13 protein-coding genes are annotated in these 16,783 nt (G+C 65.9%); 8 read left to right on the top strand and 5 right to left on the bottom strand.

Annotated features, from left to right (window positions below):
* Positions 1–1,086: 1,086 nt before the first annotated feature.
* Positions 1,087–1,848: an FCD domain-containing protein gene (locus OCW50_RS24055; protein ID WP_262299258.1), complete on the bottom strand. Its 762-nt coding sequence runs from the start codon at positions 1,846–1,848 to the stop codon at positions 1,087–1,089.
* A gap of 322 nt (positions 1,849–2,170) precedes the next feature.
* On the opposite strand from OCW50_RS24055, the gene aldA reads away from it, so the two are divergent.
* The 7 genes from aldA to OCW50_RS24020 all read left to right on the top strand — a co-directional run bounded on the left by aldA (position 2,171) and on the right by OCW50_RS24020 (position 11,130).
* Complete coding sequence (gene aldA / locus OCW50_RS24050) at positions 2,171–3,643, top strand: aldehyde dehydrogenase (RefSeq protein ID WP_262299257.1); 1,473 nt, start codon at positions 2,171–2,173, stop codon at positions 3,641–3,643.
* Between the two features lie 77 nt (positions 3,644–3,720).
* On the top strand, positions 3,721–4,698 hold the full coding sequence (locus OCW50_RS24045) for an ABC transporter substrate-binding protein (RefSeq protein ID WP_262299256.1): 978 nt from the start codon (positions 3,721–3,723) through the stop codon (positions 4,696–4,698).
* 69 nt (positions 4,699–4,767) lie between these two features.
* Entirely contained in the window at positions 4,768–6,297 is a 1,530-nt protein-coding gene (locus OCW50_RS24040) for a sugar ABC transporter ATP-binding protein (protein WP_262299255.1), read from the top strand.
* The gene (locus OCW50_RS24035) at positions 6,290–7,291 is read left to right on the top strand and encodes an ABC transporter permease (RefSeq protein WP_373371498.1); all 1,002 of its coding nucleotides are present in this window, start codon (positions 6,290–6,292) and stop codon (positions 7,289–7,291) included. Before OCW50_RS24040 ends, OCW50_RS24035 begins: the two co-directional genes overlap by 8 nt.
* A gap of 8 nt (positions 7,292–7,299) precedes the next feature.
* Positions 7,300–8,274, top strand: a complete 975-nt coding sequence (locus OCW50_RS24030) for an ABC transporter permease (protein WP_262299254.1) — start codon at positions 7,300–7,302, stop codon at positions 8,272–8,274.
* 42 nt (positions 8,275–8,316) lie between these two features.
* Entirely contained in the window at positions 8,317–9,405 is a 1,089-nt protein-coding gene (locus OCW50_RS24025; RefSeq protein ID WP_262299253.1) for a mandelate racemase/muconate lactonizing enzyme family protein, read from the top strand.
* A 36-nt stretch (positions 9,406–9,441) separates the two neighbouring features.
* The gene (locus tag OCW50_RS24020; RefSeq protein WP_262299252.1) at positions 9,442–11,130 is read left to right on the top strand and encodes a GMC family oxidoreductase; all 1,689 of its coding nucleotides are present in this window, start codon (positions 9,442–9,444) and stop codon (positions 11,128–11,130) included.
* A 337-nt stretch (positions 11,131–11,467) separates the two neighbouring features.
* On the opposite strand, the gene OCW50_RS24015 is transcribed toward OCW50_RS24020, so the two are convergent.
* The gene (locus OCW50_RS24015) at positions 11,468–12,043 is read right to left on the bottom strand and encodes a cupin domain-containing protein (RefSeq protein WP_262299251.1); all 576 of its coding nucleotides are present in this window, start codon (positions 12,041–12,043) and stop codon (positions 11,468–11,470) included.
* A 105-nt stretch (positions 12,044–12,148) separates the two neighbouring features.
* On the opposite strand from OCW50_RS24015, the gene gabT reads away from it, so the two are divergent.
* A complete protein-coding gene (gene gabT, locus OCW50_RS24010) occupies positions 12,149–13,441 on the top strand; it encodes a 4-aminobutyrate--2-oxoglutarate transaminase (RefSeq protein ID WP_262299250.1) in 1,293 nt (430 codons plus the stop codon).
* Positions 13,442–13,562: 121 nt separating this feature from the next.
* On the opposite strand, the gene OCW50_RS24005 is transcribed toward gabT, so the two are convergent.
* The 3 genes from OCW50_RS24005 to OCW50_RS23995 are packed head-to-tail and all read right to left on the bottom strand — an operon-like array spanning position 13,563 to position 16,610.
* Positions 13,563–14,357 (bottom strand): ABC transporter permease, encoded by a 795-nt coding sequence (locus tag OCW50_RS24005; protein ID WP_262299249.1) that lies wholly within the window; start codon positions 14,355–14,357, stop codon positions 13,563–13,565.
* Positions 14,358–14,361: 4 nt separating this feature from the next.
* On the bottom strand, positions 14,362–15,549 hold the full coding sequence (locus OCW50_RS24000; RefSeq protein ID WP_262299248.1) for an ABC transporter permease: 1,188 nt from the start codon (positions 15,547–15,549) through the stop codon (positions 14,362–14,364).
* The gene (locus OCW50_RS23995; RefSeq protein ID WP_262299247.1) at positions 15,546–16,610 is read right to left on the bottom strand and encodes an ABC transporter ATP-binding protein; all 1,065 of its coding nucleotides are present in this window, start codon (positions 16,608–16,610) and stop codon (positions 15,546–15,548) included. The genes OCW50_RS24000 and OCW50_RS23995 overlap by 4 nt, the downstream gene beginning before the upstream one ends.
* Positions 16,611–16,783 lie beyond the last annotated feature (173 nt).

The raw sequence follows: 16,783 nt of genomic DNA, 5'->3' as shown, positions 1-16,783 counted from the left end.
TTCCCTGAAGCGGTGTACTCACCAAAGCGTAAGACTGGTCGATGTTCATTCCATCCAGCCCCATAAGGGCCGGCGCAAGGACACCGCCGCCTACGCTTCTCTTCCCTCTCAACAATGTCAAAGAGCAAAAATCCCGGCGCCCGAAAGACGCCAGAGAACCCCAAGCATCCCGATCACCCTTGCGGGCCAACCAGGCCTTGAAGTCCGAAGCAGAAGAGGCCCGAAGAACCCCGCCGCCGATGAAGTTGTTCTAACCGAACCCCTTCCCTAGGTCAACACCTTTTTCGAAGAATTTTTCTCGAAAGCGGCGCTCACCAACCCAGCGAAAGTATTCAGACAAGCTCCGTCGTTCACAAAAGCGTATTCGCTTCTGCGTTGACATCATCCGGATCGATCAGATCAACCCGGATGCTTCTCCATTTCGTCAGAGGAGCCCTGGAGACATGCCATATATTGGCGTCCATGGCTCTTGCCGTTGATCGGGACCTTAACAGACCGCGATCGAGACCCGGACGGCAGGCAAGATCCGAGGATCTCGGCCGCGTCGGCGTCGTCTGGGAGTGAAGCTCGCCCGAACCACGTTCCGGCGGGGCTGCGGATATGTCGATTCCCCGATCGTTTGTCAACTCCCGGCTTGTCCGAGACGATGTCGATCTGTCCGAACCGGGACACGTCCTTGGAGTGACGGCACCTGAAAGGGTGAACGTTCTCCGTGGGGTGACCGGCGGTGGACGGTAGGGCTCGAACCCATGAGGCACCGCTTGGACATGCCGGATCTCGCCCCTCCCCTGGCCGGCATGGCGTCCGGATTCAGGCCGTGGATACGGAGCACGGCAATGCAGCGGGAAGCCACCCGCGGTCGCGGCCAGGACGAAGCTCGGACAAAGCGCGTGGAATGGAGAGGCCCCTGCGAGGCGGCCCGCCTGCGCAAGTGGACCCTGGGAGACGTCGGAGCCCGGCGCCATATCCCCTACCCGAACCTCCGCTCGAACGGGTGGAGGCCCGGGACCTTGATCGAAGACCTTGATCGGAACATGTCCGCTTCCTGGCGAGCCGAGAGCCCGGCCTGTCGTGCGGATCCGCGGCTCACGCCTCTCCGAGCGGTGACTGGCCACGCCCGCGGCGATCGGAGGCGAATGTCGATCGCACGAACTCCCAGGCCGCAACGAGGTGGCGGCGCAGCGCCTCCTCCGCGCCGTCCGGGTCTCGGGCCGCAATGGCCTCGAAGATCGCCTCGTGCCCGGCATGGTTCATCCGATCGATGTCGGCCCCGCGCTTCATGGAGCGCCAGTGCTGGACGAGCCACTCCACGTAGGCCTTGTGCACGGCCGGGTAGATGGGATTGCCGGGGATCCGGTAGAGCACCGCATGGAAGGCCGCGTCGGTTTCGTCGAAGGGCAGCGAATGGCCGATGGCCAGCCGATTGGCCTCCAGCGCGCCGCGAAGCTCCTCGATGTCGTCACGCTTGGCGTGGCTGGCAGCCCAGCGGGCCAGGGCCGCCTCGAAGAAGATGCGGGACTCGAACAGGTTCCAGACCCCGTTCCGCTCCACCACGAGGTGCCCGACCAGATTGCCGACCCTGTCGATCGCGATCTCGTAATCAGGCTTGCAGACGATCGGGCGATGCCCGAGACGGGTCAAGAGGAGCCCGCGATTGGCCAGAGCCAGGATGGCCTCCCGGACCGCCGACCGGCTCACCCCATACCGGAGCATCAGGTCCCGTTCGGCGGGCAGGCGGTCGCCCTCCTGAAGATCGCCTGCCTGAATCATCCGCATGAGCGCTTCCGCAACCGCGTCCGACCGGCGTCCGATCGAATCCTTGGCAAGCAGCTCCGCGTCACGAACCATGTCACTCCTCACCGGATCCTCCACGCCTCCAAGCCTTCGATGAGGTTGCGGCGCTCCCCTTCGGCTAACATATGGTCGGACCAAACGCCAGCCTCTGGCACGGGATTAGGTCATTTAGCGCAACGCTATTCCCTTGACAGGCAACATTCCGCTGCTCCATCCTTGTTTCGGTCATACCAAATAGATTCATCAAGCGACGTTTGGTGTGACGTTGCTCAGCCTGAGCAAACTCGGAGGAAACACGAGTGACGCCATTTGCAGGCACGACAGGGCAAGGCTTCGCCTGCGCCCCTCAAGCAACCTCTTTTGTCGGGAGCATGCGATGACCGCTCCCCCATCCGCCCGCCACGCCGACGCCCCGACCCATTACCAGATGTATATCGACGGCGCCTGGACCAACGGCCATGCGCCAGGCCGCCTCGAGGTGGAAAACCCTGCCGACGAGTCCGTCTTTGCCACCGTGCCGGTCGGCTCGGTCGAGGATGCGACGGCCGCCCTGGAGGCGGCCAAACGGGCCCAGCCGGCCTGGGCGGCTCTCCCGCCCATCGTGCGGGCGGGCTACGTGTCCGACCTGGCGGCGGCCGTCCGCCGCGAGAAGTCGCGTCTTGCGCGCATCGTGGTGCTTGAGCAGGGAAAGCCACTGAACCAGGCCGAGGGCGAGATCGACGCCGTCGTGACGTTTCTCACCTACGCGGCCGAGAACGCCCGTCGCATCGAGGGCGACCTTCTGCCGTCGGATCATCCGAACGAGGATGTCTGGATCCGCCGCGTGCCCTTCGGGGTGGTCGTCGGCCTGACGGCCTGGAACTATCCGGCGGCTCTGGCGGCCCGCAAGATCGGCCCTGCCCTCGTGGCCGGCAACACCATCGTGGTGAAGGGCCACGAATCCACCCCTCTGTCGGCCATCGAGATCGCCAGGCTGGCCCATGAGGTCGGGCTGCCGAAAGGCGTGCTCAACGTGGTCACCGGCGACGGACGATCCATCGGCGACGCCCTCGTCCGTTCGCCTCTGACCGACCTCGTGACCATGACGGGCAGCGTGCGGGCGGGACGGGAGATCTATGCCGCGGGCGCTCAGGACCTGAAGGTCATCCGGCTGGAACTGGGTGGGAAGGCGCCCTTCATCGTTCTCGAGGATGCCGACATCGACGCGGCCGTCGAGGCTGCGATCATCTCGCGCTTCACCAATTGCGGGCAGATCTGCACCTGCAACGAGCGCATGTATCTGCACAAGGCCATCGCCGAACCCTTCCTGGACAAGTTCGTCTCGCGCGTGAAGGCGCTCAGGCTCGCCGATCCCATGACGAATCCCGACATGGGCCCCAAGGTGAACCGGCCCGAGGTCGACAAGGTCGAGCAGATCGTCAACGAGGCCATGGCGGCCGGCGCCGAGGTGCTCGCCGGAGGGCACCGGCTGACCGAGGGCGCGTTCGCCAGGGGACATTGGTTCGAGCCCACCGTCCTGCGGGTCGACAGCAACCGGGCGCCGGTCATGCAGCGGGAGATCTTCGGCCCCGTGGCGCCCGTCATGACGGTCGACAGCTTCGAGCAGGCCCTGAGCTTCGCCAACGACACGAGCTACGGCCTCTCGGCCTATATCTATACGAACGACCTGCGCCGGGTCATGCGCCTGTCCCGGGAGCTTTCCTTCGGCGAGCTCTACGTCAACCGCCCGTGCGGGGAGCTCGTCCAGGGCTTCCACACGGGCTGGAAGCATTCGGGCCTCGGCGGAGAGGACGGCAAGTACGGTTTCGACGGATACCTGCGGAAGCAGACCACCTACGTCCGCTGGTGACGACCTGCAGCCGTGACCGGCTGCGGCAATACACAGAACCCCGGCAATGGGGCGAAAAAACATCATGGAGGAAAAGAATGCTCAGAAGAACTTTCCTGGCCCTCGCGACAGGCGTGGCCGCCATCGGCCTGGGATTGGGCGGCGTATCCGCGCAGGAGCTGCCCAAGCTGAAGCAGAAGGACAAGTACAAGGTCGGCTTCGCCCAGACCGAGTCGAACAATCCATGGCGCATCGCGCAGACGGAAAGCATGAAGGCCGAAGCCGCGAAGCTCGGACACCAGCTGGTCTACACGGACGCCGCCGGTTCCGCCGCCAAGCAGGTCGCCGACGTCAACTCGATGATCGCCCAGGGCGTCGACCTGATCTTCCTCGCCCCGCGCGAGGAGAAGCCCCTCATCCCAGCCGTGATGGCCGCCAAGAAGGCCGGCATCCCGGTCATCCTGCTCGACCGCAACGTGGACCAGAGCCTCGCCAAGGCGGGCAAGGACTACGTCACCTTCATCGGCTCGGACTTCGTCGACGAAGGCAAGCGCGCCGCGGAGGCCCTGACCAAGGCCGTGGACGGAAAGGCCAAGATCATCCAGCTCGAAGGCACCACGGGCTCCTCGCCGGCCAACGATCGGCGCAAGGGCTTCGAGGACTACATCAAGGCGCATTCCGGCATGAAGATCGTGGCGTCCCAATCGGGCGACTTCGCCCGCGACAAGGGGCGCCAGGTCGCCGAGACCCTGCTGCAGGCCCATCCGGACGCGACCGCCATCTATGCGCACAACGACGAGATGGCCATCGGCGCCATTGCGGCCCTCGAGGCGGCCGGCAAGAAGCCGGGCAAGGACGTGATCGTCGTGTCCGTCGACGGCACGCGCGATGCGCTGCAGGCCATCATCGACGGCAAGATGCTGGCCACCGTCGAGTGCAATCCGAAGTTCGGCCCGAAGGCCTTCGAGACCCTGGCACGCTATGCCAAAGGCGAGCAGATCAAGCCCTGGGTGGTGAACACCGACCGCTTCTTCGACAAGTCGAACGCGGCCCAGCTCATCTCCGACGCATACTGAACGCCCGGCGCTGCCTGCGCAGGCAGGCAGCGCCTTTCCTGTTTGGCTGAACCCCTCACCGGAGCTTTCATGGCGCCGCTCCTCACCATGCACGGCATCGACAAGCGCTTCGCCGGCATCCCGGCCCTGCGCGCGGCCGAACTCGTGGTCGAAAAGGGCGAGGTTCATGCGCTGATCGGCCAGAACGGCGCCGGCAAGTCGACGATGATCAAGATCCTCACCGGCTACTATCGGAAGGATGCCGGCGAGATCCTGTTCGACGGAAAACCCGTCGAGTTCTCTTCTCCGCAGGAAGCCCAGAAGGCCGGCATCAGCACGATCTACCAGGAGATCAACCTGGTGCCCTACCGGTCCGTGACCGAGAACATCTGCCTCGGCCGCGAGAAGCGGCGCTTCGGCCTGCTCGACTGGCCCGCCATGCACGGGGAGGCCCGCGCCCTTCTCGCGCGCTTCAACATCGCCATCGATGTCCGCCGTCCGCTCATGGCTTACCCGACCGCCGTGCAGCAGATGGTCGCCATCGCCCGGGCGATCGGATTCGATGCCAAGCTCGTCATCATGGACGAGCCCACCTCCTCCCTCGACGAGCGCGAGGTTCAGGTCCTGTTCGACGTGATCCGCCAGCTCAAGGCAGCCGGAGTCTCGGTGATCTTCGTGAGCCACAAGCTCGACGAGCTCTACGCCGTCTGCGACCGCGTCACGATCATGCGCGACGGCCGCACCGTGCAGGTCGCGCCGATGACCAGTCTGTCCCGGCTCGATCTCGTCACCTCCATGCTGGGCCGCGAACTGACGCAGGTCCTGCAGGCGCCGCACGCTGCGGACCCATCGGACGCCGATGCTCGCACGCCCGTTCTCCAGGTTCGAAACCTCGCCGCAGGGCGCAAGGTCCGCGACGTCAGCTTCGAGGTTCGCTCCGGCGAGATCGTGGGCCTCGCCGGACTGCTCGGCGCGGGCAGAACCGAATCCGTCCGTGCCGTCTACGGAGCCGACAGGCCGGATTCCGGCACGATCGCTTTCGCCGGACGGGAGAATGCCATCGCGGCCCCGTCGGACGCCATCAGGGCCGGCATGGGCTTCTGTTCGGAAGATCGCAAGCTCGAAGGCATCATTCCCGACATGTCGGTGCGCGAGAACCTGACGCTCGCCCTCATGCCGGACCTGTCGCGACGCGGCATCGTGGACGAGACCCGCAGCCGGGAGATCGTCGACCGCTTCATCAAGCGATTGGGCATTCGCTGCGCCGGACCGGAACAGCGGATCCGCGAACTCTCTGGCGGCAACCAGCAGAAGGTGCTGCTGGCGCGCTGGCTCTGCATGAACCCCCGGCTCCTCATTCTCGACGAGCCGACCCGAGGCATCGACGTGGGCGCCAAGGCCGAGATCCTCAGCCTGATCCGGGAACTGGCCGGCCAGGGACTCGGCGTTCTGATGATCTCGTCTGAACTCGAGGAGGTGGTCGAGGCGGCAAGCCGCATCTTCGTTCTGCGCGACGGCCACACGGCCGCGGAGCTGAAAGGCGATGCCGTGACCGAGCAGAACGTCATGGCCGCCATGGCTCATGGAAACGAGAGCCTCCGGGAGACCGTCCATGGCTGAGACCGCCACGACCCTGCCTCCGGCACAAAGGGCTCCTCGGCTCGACATGAAGACCCTGCTGACGCGCCATGGAGCCTGGATCGCCCTGGCGCTCCTGATCCTCGTCAACCTCGCCATCACGCCCAACTTCGCCACCTGGCAGACGCTCAACGTCAACCTCACCCAGGTCTGCACCATCGTGATCGTCGGCGTCGGCATGACGCTCGTCATCGCAACCGGCGGCATCGATCTCTCGGTCGGCGCCCTCATGGCGATCGCCGGCGCGCTGGCGCCGCTGATCTTCCTCGGCAAGCTCTTTCCCCTCCCTCACCCGGCCGTCGGCATCGCGCTGGCCTTCACTGTGCCTGTTCTGGTAACGGCAGCCCTCGGATGGTTCAACGGCTGGCTGGTGACGCGCCTGCGGATCCAGCCGATCATCGCGACCCTCGTTCTGTTCATCGCCGGGCGCGGCATCGCCCAGGTCTTCACCAACGGCAACCTGCAGGTCTTCAACCTCCCGAGCTTCCAGTTCATCGGCCTGGGCCGGATCGCCGGCATTCCCTTCCAGGCCGTCCTGATGGTCGCCATCGTGGCGGCGGCCGCATGGATGCTCAGGCGCACCGTCTTCGGCCGGCAGATTCTGGCCATCGGCGGCAACGAGCGTGCCGCCCGGCTCGCCGGCATTCCCGTGACGTCCGTGAAGCAGCGGGTCTACCTGATCAGCGGGCTCCTGTCCGGGATCGCAGGCCTCATCGTGATCGCCCGCAACTCCGCGGCCGATGCCAATCTCGTCGGTCTCGGCATGGAGCTCGACGCCATCGCGGCCGTGGCCGTCGGCGGCACGCTGCTCACCGGGGGGCGGGCCACCGTGCTCGGCACCCTGGTCGGCGCGCTCATCATCCAGCTCGTGCGCTACACGCTGCTCGCCAACGGCGTTCCGGATGCGGCCGCCCTCGTGGCGAAGGCCGTCATCATCGTCCTGGCCGTCTGGCTGCAGCGGCAGAGCCATCGCTGAGGTCGCCGATGAACACAACCTCCCTCAAGATCTTCCAGGGCATCGGCCGCTACGGGGTGCTGTTGGCTCTGCTTGCGCTCATCGTGTTCGGCTGGCTCCGGTATGAAAACTTCCTCGGCGCGTTCAACGTGCTGTCGGTCCTGCGCTACAACAGCATGTTCGCGCTGGTCGCCCTCGGGATGTGCTTCGTCATCATCACGGGCGGGATTGATCTCTCGGTCGGGTCGACGGCTGCTCTGGGCAGCGTCGTGGCTGCCCTGCTCTCCCCCTATGGCGTCCTGCCGGGCCTGCTCGGCGGGCTGGCTGCCGGACTGGCCGTCGGCGCATGCAACGCGTTCATCATCACCCGGCTCAGCATCCTGCCCTTCATCGCGACGCTCGCCACGATGCTGGCGGCGAGCGGCTGCGCGCTGCTGCTCGCGGAAAACCAGTCCGTCTCCGTATCCTATGAATCGGGCTTCACCGAACTCGGCCAGGGCGATCTCCTCGGATTTCCGATCCCGGCCTGGATCGTCCTGCTTGCCTATCTCGCCGGCTCCCTCATCCTCAATCTCACCTCCTTCGGGCGCACCGTGCTCGCCATCGGCGGGAACGAGGACGCGGCGCGGCTCATGGGATTGCCCGCGAACCGGGTGAAGGCGCTCGTGTACCTCGCCAGCGGCGGCCTCGCGGGCCTCGCCGGCGTCATCCTGGCGGCCCAGTTCGGGGCGGGCCAGCCCATCGAGGGCGTCGGCTGGGAGCTTTTCGCCATCGCGGCCGTGGTCGTGGGCGGCACGCTCCTGACCGGCGGCGTCGGCTCCGTCGGGTCCACGCTGGCGGGCGTGCTCCTGCTCGGGCTCATCTTCAACATCCTGAACTTCGAGAACGGCCTCGGCTGGATCAGCCTCTCGGCCTACTGGCAGTCGGTCATCCGCGGCGCGTTCCTGCTGCTCGTCGTCGCCATCCAGGCACGCCTGAGCATGCGCACGGAAGAGGCCGCCTAGGGCCGGGCCCGCATTCGACACCACAGCGAACGAAGGACGACCATGCCCCGCATCACTTCCATCGAACCCGGCTTCTATCGCATCCCGCTGCCGACCGTGCTGACCGATTCCATGCATGGCGAGATGCGCGCCTTCGAGCTCAACACGGTGCGCATCCGCGACGCCGACGGGGCGGAGGGTGTCGGCTACACCTTCACGGTCGGGCGCAACGGCGCCGCCATCGACGCGGTCCTCGCCCGCGAACTGACTGAGATCATGGACGGGGAAGAGGCCGACGAGATCGAGCGCCTCTGGCACAAGGCCTGGTGGGCGCTCCATTACGGCGGCCGCGGCGGCCCGACCGTCCTGGCGCTGTCGGCCTTCGACATGGCCCTGTGGGACCTCAAGGCGAAGCGCGCCAATCTCCCGCTGTGGAAGGCCCTCGGCGGCTTCGACGCCAAGGTGCCCTGCTATGCGGGGGGCATCGACCTCGAACTGCCCCTCGACAAGCTCCTGCGCCAGACCGACGACAATCTCGGCAAGGGTTTTCGCGCCATCAAGATGAAGGTGGGCCGCGCCAACCTGTTCGAGGACGTGGAGCGCGTCGGCGCCATGCGCGAGCATCTGGGCGCCGGCTTCCCGCTGATGGCCGACGCCAACATGAAGTGGAGCGTCGACGGCGCCATCCGGGCCGCGCGGGCTCTTCAGCCCTTCGACCTGACCTGGCTCGAGGAGCCGACCATCCCGGACGACCCGGCGGGCCACGCCCGCATCGTGCGCGAGGGCGGGCTGCCGATCGCCGCGGGCGAGAACCTGCGCACGCTCTGGGAGTTCAAGCTCTACGTGGCTGGTGGCGGCGTGACCTATCCGGAGCCGGACGTCACCAATTGCGGCGGCGTCACTCCGTTCATGAAGATCGCCCACCTGGCGGAGGCCTTCAACCTGCCGGTCACCAGCCACGGCGCCCATGACGTGACCGTGCACCTTCTCGCGGCGTGTCCGAACCGTTCCTATCTCGAAGCGCACGGCTTCGGGCTCGAGCGCTACATCGCCGAGCCGCTCGCGATCCAGGACGGATTCGCCCTGGCGCCGGATCGACCCGGCCACGGGATCGCGTTCGACTGGAAGGGCCTCGAAACGATCAGGGGCTGAACCCACCCGGTGGGTCGGCAGGAAACAGGTGTCTCCATGAAAGAGCATTTCGACCACATCGTCGTCGGCGGCGGCTCCTCGGGTTCGGTGGCGGCCGCGCGCCTGGTCAACGAGGGCCGACGCGTGCTGCTGCTGGAAGGCGGATACTCGCACCGCCATCCGCTCCTCGACATGCCTCCGGGCATCTTCAAGATGATCAACGGCAGCAAGTACATGCGGTATCACCACACGGTCCCGCAGGAGCATCTCGACGGCCGGGTCCACGATATTCCGCAGGCGAACGTCCTCGGCGGCGGCTCCTCGGTCAACGCGCAGGTCTACATGCGCGGCCGTCCGTCCGACTACGACGAGTGGCACCACATCCTGCACGGGGAGAACGATTATCCCGGCTGGAGCTGGGCCGACGTCCTGCCCCATTTCCGCACCATGGAGGGGAACAACCGGCTCTACAACGAGCTGCACGAGGCGGACGGGCCGCTGCTCGTCTCCGATCCCGGCCACATCAACGACATGTCGCGCTGGTTCGTCCAGGCCGTGCAGGCCCTGGGCGAGCCGTTCAGCCCGGACTTCAACGGACCGACCCAGCGGGGCGTCGGGTTCTACCAGTTCATGAACCGGCGCGGCCGGCGCAGCAGTGCGGCTTATGCCTTCCTGGCGCCGCTCGCGGATAACCCGAACCTCGTCATCCGCCTCCAGTCGCGGGTGCGCCGGATCGAGATCGAGAACGGCCGCGCCGTGGGCGTCACCTATCGGGACGCCAAGGGCATGGATCACACGGTCCATGCGGACGGCGAGGTGATCGTCGCCTCCGGGGCGCTCGTCACGCCGCAGCTCCTCATGCTGTCCGGGATCGGCCCTGCCGATCAGCTGCGGGAGCACGGGATCGCCTGCATCGCCGACCTGCCGGGCATCGGGGAGAACCTGATCGACCATCCGGAGGTGCCGCTGATTGCGAAGGCGAACGGGCCCTACGGCTACTACAAGCAGGGCGTCGGGTGGCGGATGCTCCTCAACGGCATCCACTTCCGGCTCTTCGGCTCGGGCCCGATCCTCTCGGCGGGCGTCGAGGCGGGCGCCTTCGTCAATCCGGCCGACCCGAATGCCGAGCCCACCATCCAGGCCTTCTGCGTGCCGATCATCTATCTCGACCGCGACACGCTCGGTCTTGTGGACGACACCTACGGGCTGACGATCACGACCGTGGTGGTGAAGCCGAAATCCCGTGGCTATGTCCGCCTGCGCTCCGCCGATCCGGACGACATGCCGCTGGTCTCGCCCAATCTGCTGAAGCATCCGGACGACGTCCGGGCGATGATCGACGGCCAGCGCTTCTTCATCCGGGCCTTCGAGACCTCTCCGCTGAAGGAGCGGATCGAGCGCGTCTCGATCCCCGATCCGAATGACCTCAGCGACGAGGCGATCATGAAGCACTGCCGGCGCTTCGTGAAGACGAACTATCACCCGAGCGGGACATGCCGGATGGGCACGGCGAGCGATCCGATGGCCGTGCTCGATTCCAGGCTCCGCGTCCGCGGCATCGACAACCTGCGCGTCTGCGACCTCTCGGCCATGCCCAACATCAACGCGGGCAACACCAATGCCCCCGCCATGATGATGGGAAGCCGCTGCGCCGAGCTCATCACCGGCCGGGCCACGGTCAGCACCTCCCAGTTCGGCCCGCGCCTCTCCGAGCAGGGAGACATGAGCGTCGCCACGTTGAGCTGAACCTGAGCTGAACCTATCCTGGAGGGGAAGCCCTGCTCGGCGGATATCCGGCGCAAATGCCCGCGCTCTCCGGGCGGGCCCGGCCAGATAGAGCCCCGACACGAAAGAGCCCTGCGGTCGCAGGGCTTTATTTGGAGCGGGCGATGGGAATCGAACCCACGAGACCCAGCTTGGGAAGCTCAGGCAAGCCACTGATCTAGAGCAGCACTTCATGTTCTGGTTGAAATCGCCCAGCAGGGGCGAGTGAGGCAGCACCCGTATCTGCGGCCAACGCCACACCGTTGGGCCATGGGAAGAATGTCCAAACACCTCGGGCCGCCCTGCCCCATCACAAGTATCACAAGTAGGGAGGGGTGCAGGCACTCACGACGATGCAGTCACTGGTCCCAGGATTGCGGAACCGGTGCGGGATCCGGCTATCGAAAAGGTAGGCGTCGCCCGAGCGGAGCACCTGAACCTGGTCGCCCACTGTAACTTCGAGTTCCCCTTCGATGACGATGCCTCCCTCACGCGAGTTATGCTCGAGCATGGTCGTGCCGGTATCAGCCCCAGGCTCGTAGCGCTCATGAAGGATCTGCAGGTCGTGGGCCTGCGCATCACCCACTTGGCGGAAGTTCAGCCGGCTGTGGTCCTGTCCCGTGTGGCTGGAAAGGCGGGATGTCAGGTCGATCAGCTCATGAGCGCCGAAAAAAACCTTGTCGCGTGCTTTCGTCTCCTCGTGGAAGAACCCTGCCATCGTCATGGAGACCCCGCCCAGGATCTTGCGCAGAGAGGCGACGGACGGGCTGCTCTTGTTCTGCTCGATCATGGAAATGAGGCCATGGGTTACTCCGGAGCGCTCGGCCAGTTCTCTCTGAGAGAGCCCCGCTGCCAGTCGAATCTCCTTCAGTCTTGCGCCAACGTCAAAGTCCATTGTCTCACCCGGGTTTCAGACGGTTTCCCCTTGCCCTGCTCAATATTTTGAGCAAGGGTGGTAGCATAGGTTCCCTGCCAGCGCATGAATAATCGGAGATCCGCGATGAGCGCAACAATGGCTCTTGCCGACCGTCACAAGGCCGCCGTGCCCAGAGGCATCTCGACCAAAACGCTCTATGCTGCCCGCGCGCAGAACGCAGAGCTGTGGGATATCGAAGGCAAGCGCTACATCGACTTTGCGGCTGGCATCGCGGTGCTCAACACCGGCCACCGCCACCCGGCCGTGATGGCGGCCGTGGCCCAGCAGACGGAAGCGTTCACCCATACGTGCTTCAACGTAGCGCCCTACGAAACCTACATTCGCTTGGCCGAACGCCTGAACGCGGCGGCTCCGGGCGACTTCGCCAAGAAGACAATGTTCGTCACCACAGGTGCCGAGGCGGTGGAGAACGCCGTGAAGGTCGCGCGCCGGTTCACTGGCCGCTCCGCCATCATCGCATTCGGCGGCGGGTTCCACGGTCGCACCATGATGACCATGGCGCTCACCGGCAAGGTCTCTCCCTACAAGAAGGGCTTCGGCCCCTTCCCGGCCGAGGTCTACCATGCGCCGTTCCCGAAGAAGTCCCACGGCATCGACACGGCCAAGGCTTTGGAGGGCCTGCGACAGATCTTCCTGAACGACGTGGAGCCCGCGCGCGTCGCGGCCATTATCGTCGAGCCGGTGCAGGGCGAAGGCGGCTTCAACATCGCGCCGTTCGAGTTTCTTCAGGAACTCCGGGCCATCTGCGACGAACACGGCATCCTCCTGATCGCCGACGAGATCCAGACCGGCATCGCCCGCACAGGCCGGATGTTCGCCATCCAGCACGCCGACGTGGTGCCCGACCTGATCACGATGGCGAAGGGCCTCGGCGGCGGCTTCCCGCTCTCGGCCGTCACCGGACGCGCGGAGATCATGGACGCGGCCGATCCCGGCGGCCTCGGCGGCACCTATGCCGGCAGCCCCATCGGCCTCGCGGCCGCGAATGCGGTGCTCGACGTGATCGAGAGCGAAGACCTTTGCGCCCGCGCCACCGAGATCGGTACGCGCATGCGCAACCGTTTCGAAGAACTGGCGCGCCGCAACTCGTTCTCGTGCATCGGCGACGTGCGCAACCTCGGGGCCATGGTGGCGGTCGAGTTCGTGAAGGACCGCGACAGCCGCAAGCCCGACGCCGACATCGTCACTGCGCTCATTGCCAACGCGCAGGACAAGGGGCTCATCCTTCTTTCCTGCGGCGTCGATGCGAACATCGTGCGTCTCCTCGCCCCGCTCACCATCCCGATGGAGCAGGTGGACGAGGGCCTCGACATCTTCGAGGCGGCCCTCACCGAAGTGGTGGGCAAGCGTCAGTAAGGCGACCTGCCAACCGCGCCCGTCTCACCCGACGGGCGCGGTTTTCTTCCGCGCGGTCGGCGCGCGCATGAATATGCCCCAAAGCTTCCTCTTGCGAGGAGAGCACCGAAGCGGCCACTTCCTATGCGGCCGCGGCTGCCGTCTTGCGGCCCTGCCGCCAGCGCAGCAGCGCGCCGAGCCCGCCGAGGCACAGCGTACCGACGATGAGGAGAAGCGCCGCCGCGGCGACCGTTGGGCTGATATTCTCACGGATGCTGGAGAACATCTGCCGCGCCAGCGTCCTCTGGTTCGGGCCCGCCACGAACAGGGTCAGCACGACCTCGTCGAGGGAGGTGGCGAAGGCGAAGATCGCGCCCGACACCACACCCGGGATGGCCAGCGGCAGGGTCACGCGCCGGAACACCGTGACGGGCCGGGCCCCCAGGCTGCTCGCCGCGCGCTCGATCGTGGGGTCGATTCCCTGCAGGGCAGCCGAGACGCTGACGATCACGAAGGGAATGCACAGAACCGCATGCGCGATGATGACCCCGAGATAGGTGCTCGCAAGCCCGAGCCGAACGAGGAAGATCTGCATGCCGACGCCAAGGACGACAGCCGGCACCACCATCGGGAGCAGAAACATGGTGCGCAGCAGGCCGGCCATCGGCAATGCCCCTCTGCGCATCCCGAGGGAGGCCAGCGTGCCGAGCACGGTCGCCAGCACCGTCGCGCCGCTGCCGATGATGAGGCTGTTGAGGATGGACGTTCGCCACACTTCGGCCGTGGTAAGCTCGTGCATCCAGCGCATCGAGTAGGCGGGAATGGGATAGTTGAGGAACACGCTGGACGTGAACGCCAGCGGCAGGATGGCGAAGATCGGCATCAGCAGGAAGACGACGACCGCGATTCCGAAGGTGGCTTGGAGCGCCCGAAACATGACCTCAGGCTCCCGGCACTTGTTGGGACGTCGAGAAACGCCCGTAGATGGCATAGAGCACGGTGGTGACCACGAGCAGGATCAACCCGAGAGCGCCTGCCAGCCCCCAGTTCGCCGTGCCGGTCGCGTAGAACGCGATGACGGAACTGATCATCTGATCGTTCGCTCCGCCGAGCAGCGCCGGGGTGATGTAATAGCCGATGGCCACCATGAAGACGAGGAGCGAGCCCGAGAGAAGGCCTGGCAGGCTCAGGGGCAGCAGCACGCGCCAGAAGGCCCGAATCGGCCCTGCCCCCATCGACTGCGCGGCGGACATGAGGTTACGCGGGATCCCGAGGATGACGCTGTAGATCGGCAGCACCATGAAAGGCAGAAGCACGTGGGTCATGGCGATCACCACGCCGAGCCGATTGAAGATCAACGGCAGCGGGGAATCGATAAGCCCGATGGCCTGCAGCGCGCGGTTGATGAGGCCCTCGTTCTGCAGAAGGATGAACCAGGCGGCCGTGCGCACGAGCAGCGATGTCCAGAGCGGCAGGACCACCGCGAGCAGGAGAACCGACCGCTTCCACCCGGTCAGCGAGGCTGCAAGCATCGCGTAGGGAAACCCGATGACCGCGCAGGCGACCGTCACCATGGCGGCGACCATAAGGGTGCGCAGCATGATGAGGCGGTGTGCCGAGACGTCCGCAGCCTCGGCCACGATGATTCCCGACGCGTCGCGCTTCAAGTCGAGGGCCGCGAGGATGTTGCGATCCGTATAAGGTGGCATCGCCTCCTTGAGCGCCACCCAGAAGCGCGTATCGTTCCAGCGCGGATCGACCGCGGCAAGATCCACCTGCGCGGGATCGGGCGCGGCTTTGACCGCGGGGATCGTCCGCCCGAGCAGAGTGCGGAAGCCCGATGCCGCGCTGTTGAGCCGGCGCACGGCCTCGCCCAGAGCCTGCTCCTCCGAGGCAGCCGAAAGATCCTGCACGAGTGCCTTGCGGGTCGCTTGCGAGGGCACGCCCTGGCCGTCCCAGGAAACGATACTGGACGCCGTTCGCGGCAGAACCTTGCTGACCGCGTCGTCGACGAAGGCGGCGGTGACCATCGTCCAGAGGGGCCACAGGAAGAAGACGGCCAGGAAGACGATGACCGGCAAGACCAGCAGCAGGGCGCCGGACCGGTCGCGGAGAACACCTGATTTCATTGGGCGAGCACCGTGCAGTCGCGGGGATCGAACGAGGCGACGACGGGCGCGCCGACAGTCCAATGCCCTGCCAGCCGCTCGCACCGCGCCACCAGGCTGAAATCGTCACGGGCGAGTTGAACCCGCATGTGATCGCCGTGATAGATACAGTCGGTGATCGTCATGTCGAGCGCATTGCTCCCCTCCGGCGCCATCCCGAGACGGATCCGCTCAGGACGCAGCGAGAAGGATGCGGTCTGCCCGGCCGAGAGGCCACCCGCAGCATGCGCCCGTGCGCTGAGGCCGGCGCCGAGTGAGAGGCGGGCGACCTGATTGTCGACGCTCGCGATCTTGGCCTCAATCAGGTTGGTCTCACCGATGAACTCCGCCACGAAGCGTGTGCGCGGCGTGTCGTAGATCACCTGAGGATTGTCGATCTGCTCGATACGGCCGGCGTTGAACACCGCGATACGGTCCGACATCGTGAGCGCCTCGGACTGGTCGTGGGTCACGAAGACGATGGTGAGACCGAGACGCTTGTGCAGCTCCCGGATTTCGAGCTGCATGTGCTCGCGCAGCTGCTTGTCGAGCGCGCCGAGCGGCTCGTCCATGAGGATCACGCTCGGCTCGAACACGAGGGCGCGCGTGAGCGCGATGCGCTGCTGCTGGCCGCCCGAGAGCTGTGAGGGCCGTCTGTCCTTCAACGGCTTGAGCTTCACCATGTCGAGCGCGCGCTCGACCCGCCGGGCGATCTCGGCGCGCGGCACGCGCTGCATCTCGAGCGGGAAGGCAACGTTCTCGGCAACGGTCATATGCGGAAAAAGCGCATAGTTCTGGAACACGACGCCCATCTGTCGGCGGTAGGGCGGCAGGTGATCGATGCGCTTTCCGTCGAGATAGATTGCGCCCTGTGTCGGCCGTTCGAATCCCGCCAGCATCATGAGGATCGTGGTCTTGCCGGATCCGGACGGGCCCAGGAGACTGACGAACTCGCCCTTTTCGATGGCGAGATCGAGCGCGTTCACCACGGTGACACTGCCGAAGGCTTTCGAGACCGACTCGAACTGAATGAAAGGTCGCATTTCGCTATGCCCTGGATCGTGGTTGCCGCAGGTGAAACCTTGGCGGGTGCTGCATCCTGTGCGCTCGGCTCGGCCAAAATGGCAATGGCCGTCTCCGCGCGGAAGAGGGGGGGGGGGGTGGCCCGCCCCCCCGCAGGGGGGGGGGGTTTTGAGCCCCCGAGCGGGGGGTGGGA

Source organism: Microvirga sesbaniae (assembly GCF_025460805.1).
Taxonomy (GTDB): Bacteria; Pseudomonadota; Alphaproteobacteria; order Rhizobiales; family Beijerinckiaceae; genus Microvirga; species Microvirga sesbaniae.
The sequence above is the reverse complement of the archived record's forward strand: the minus strand, read 5'-3'. Positions and strand labels throughout refer to the sequence as shown.

Excerpts from the sequence above, each read along its gene's own strand:
- OCW50_RS24015 (WP_262299251.1), bottom strand. The coding sequence starts at position 12,043 with ATGGACTTTGACGTTGGCGCAAGACTGAAGGAGATTCGACTGGCAGCG.
- aldA (WP_262299257.1), top strand. The coding sequence starts at position 2,171 with ATGACCGCTCCCCCATCCGCCCGCCACGCCGACGCCCCGACCCATTAC.
- OCW50_RS24000 (WP_262299248.1), bottom strand. The coding sequence starts at position 15,549 with ATGAAATCAGGTGTTCTCCGCGACCGGTCCGGCGCCCTGCTGCTGGTC.
- gabT (WP_262299250.1), top strand. The coding sequence starts at position 12,149 with ATGAGCGCAACAATGGCTCTTGCCGACCGTCACAAGGCCGCCGTGCCC.
- OCW50_RS24005 (WP_262299249.1), bottom strand. The coding sequence starts at position 14,357 with ATGTTTCGGGCGCTCCAAGCCACCTTCGGAATCGCGGTCGTCGTCTTC.
- OCW50_RS24035 (WP_373371498.1), top strand. The coding sequence starts at position 6,290 with ATGGCTGAGACCGCCACGACCCTGCCTCCGGCACAAAGGGCTCCTCGG.
- OCW50_RS24030 (WP_262299254.1), top strand. The coding sequence starts at position 7,300 with ATGAACACAACCTCCCTCAAGATCTTCCAGGGCATCGGCCGCTACGGG.
- OCW50_RS24040 (WP_262299255.1), top strand. The coding sequence starts at position 4,768 with ATGGCGCCGCTCCTCACCATGCACGGCATCGACAAGCGCTTCGCCGGC.
- OCW50_RS24055 (WP_262299258.1), bottom strand. The coding sequence starts at position 1,848 with ATGGTTCGTGACGCGGAGCTGCTTGCCAAGGATTCGATCGGACGCCGG.
- OCW50_RS24045 (WP_262299256.1), top strand. The coding sequence starts at position 3,721 with ATGCTCAGAAGAACTTTCCTGGCCCTCGCGACAGGCGTGGCCGCCATC.
- OCW50_RS24025 (WP_262299253.1), top strand. The coding sequence starts at position 8,317 with ATGCCCCGCATCACTTCCATCGAACCCGGCTTCTATCGCATCCCGCTG.
- OCW50_RS23995 (WP_262299247.1), bottom strand. The coding sequence starts at position 16,610 with ATGCGACCTTTCATTCAGTTCGAGTCGGTCTCGAAAGCCTTCGGCAGT.
- OCW50_RS24020 (WP_262299252.1), top strand. The coding sequence starts at position 9,442 with ATGAAAGAGCATTTCGACCACATCGTCGTCGGCGGCGGCTCCTCGGGT.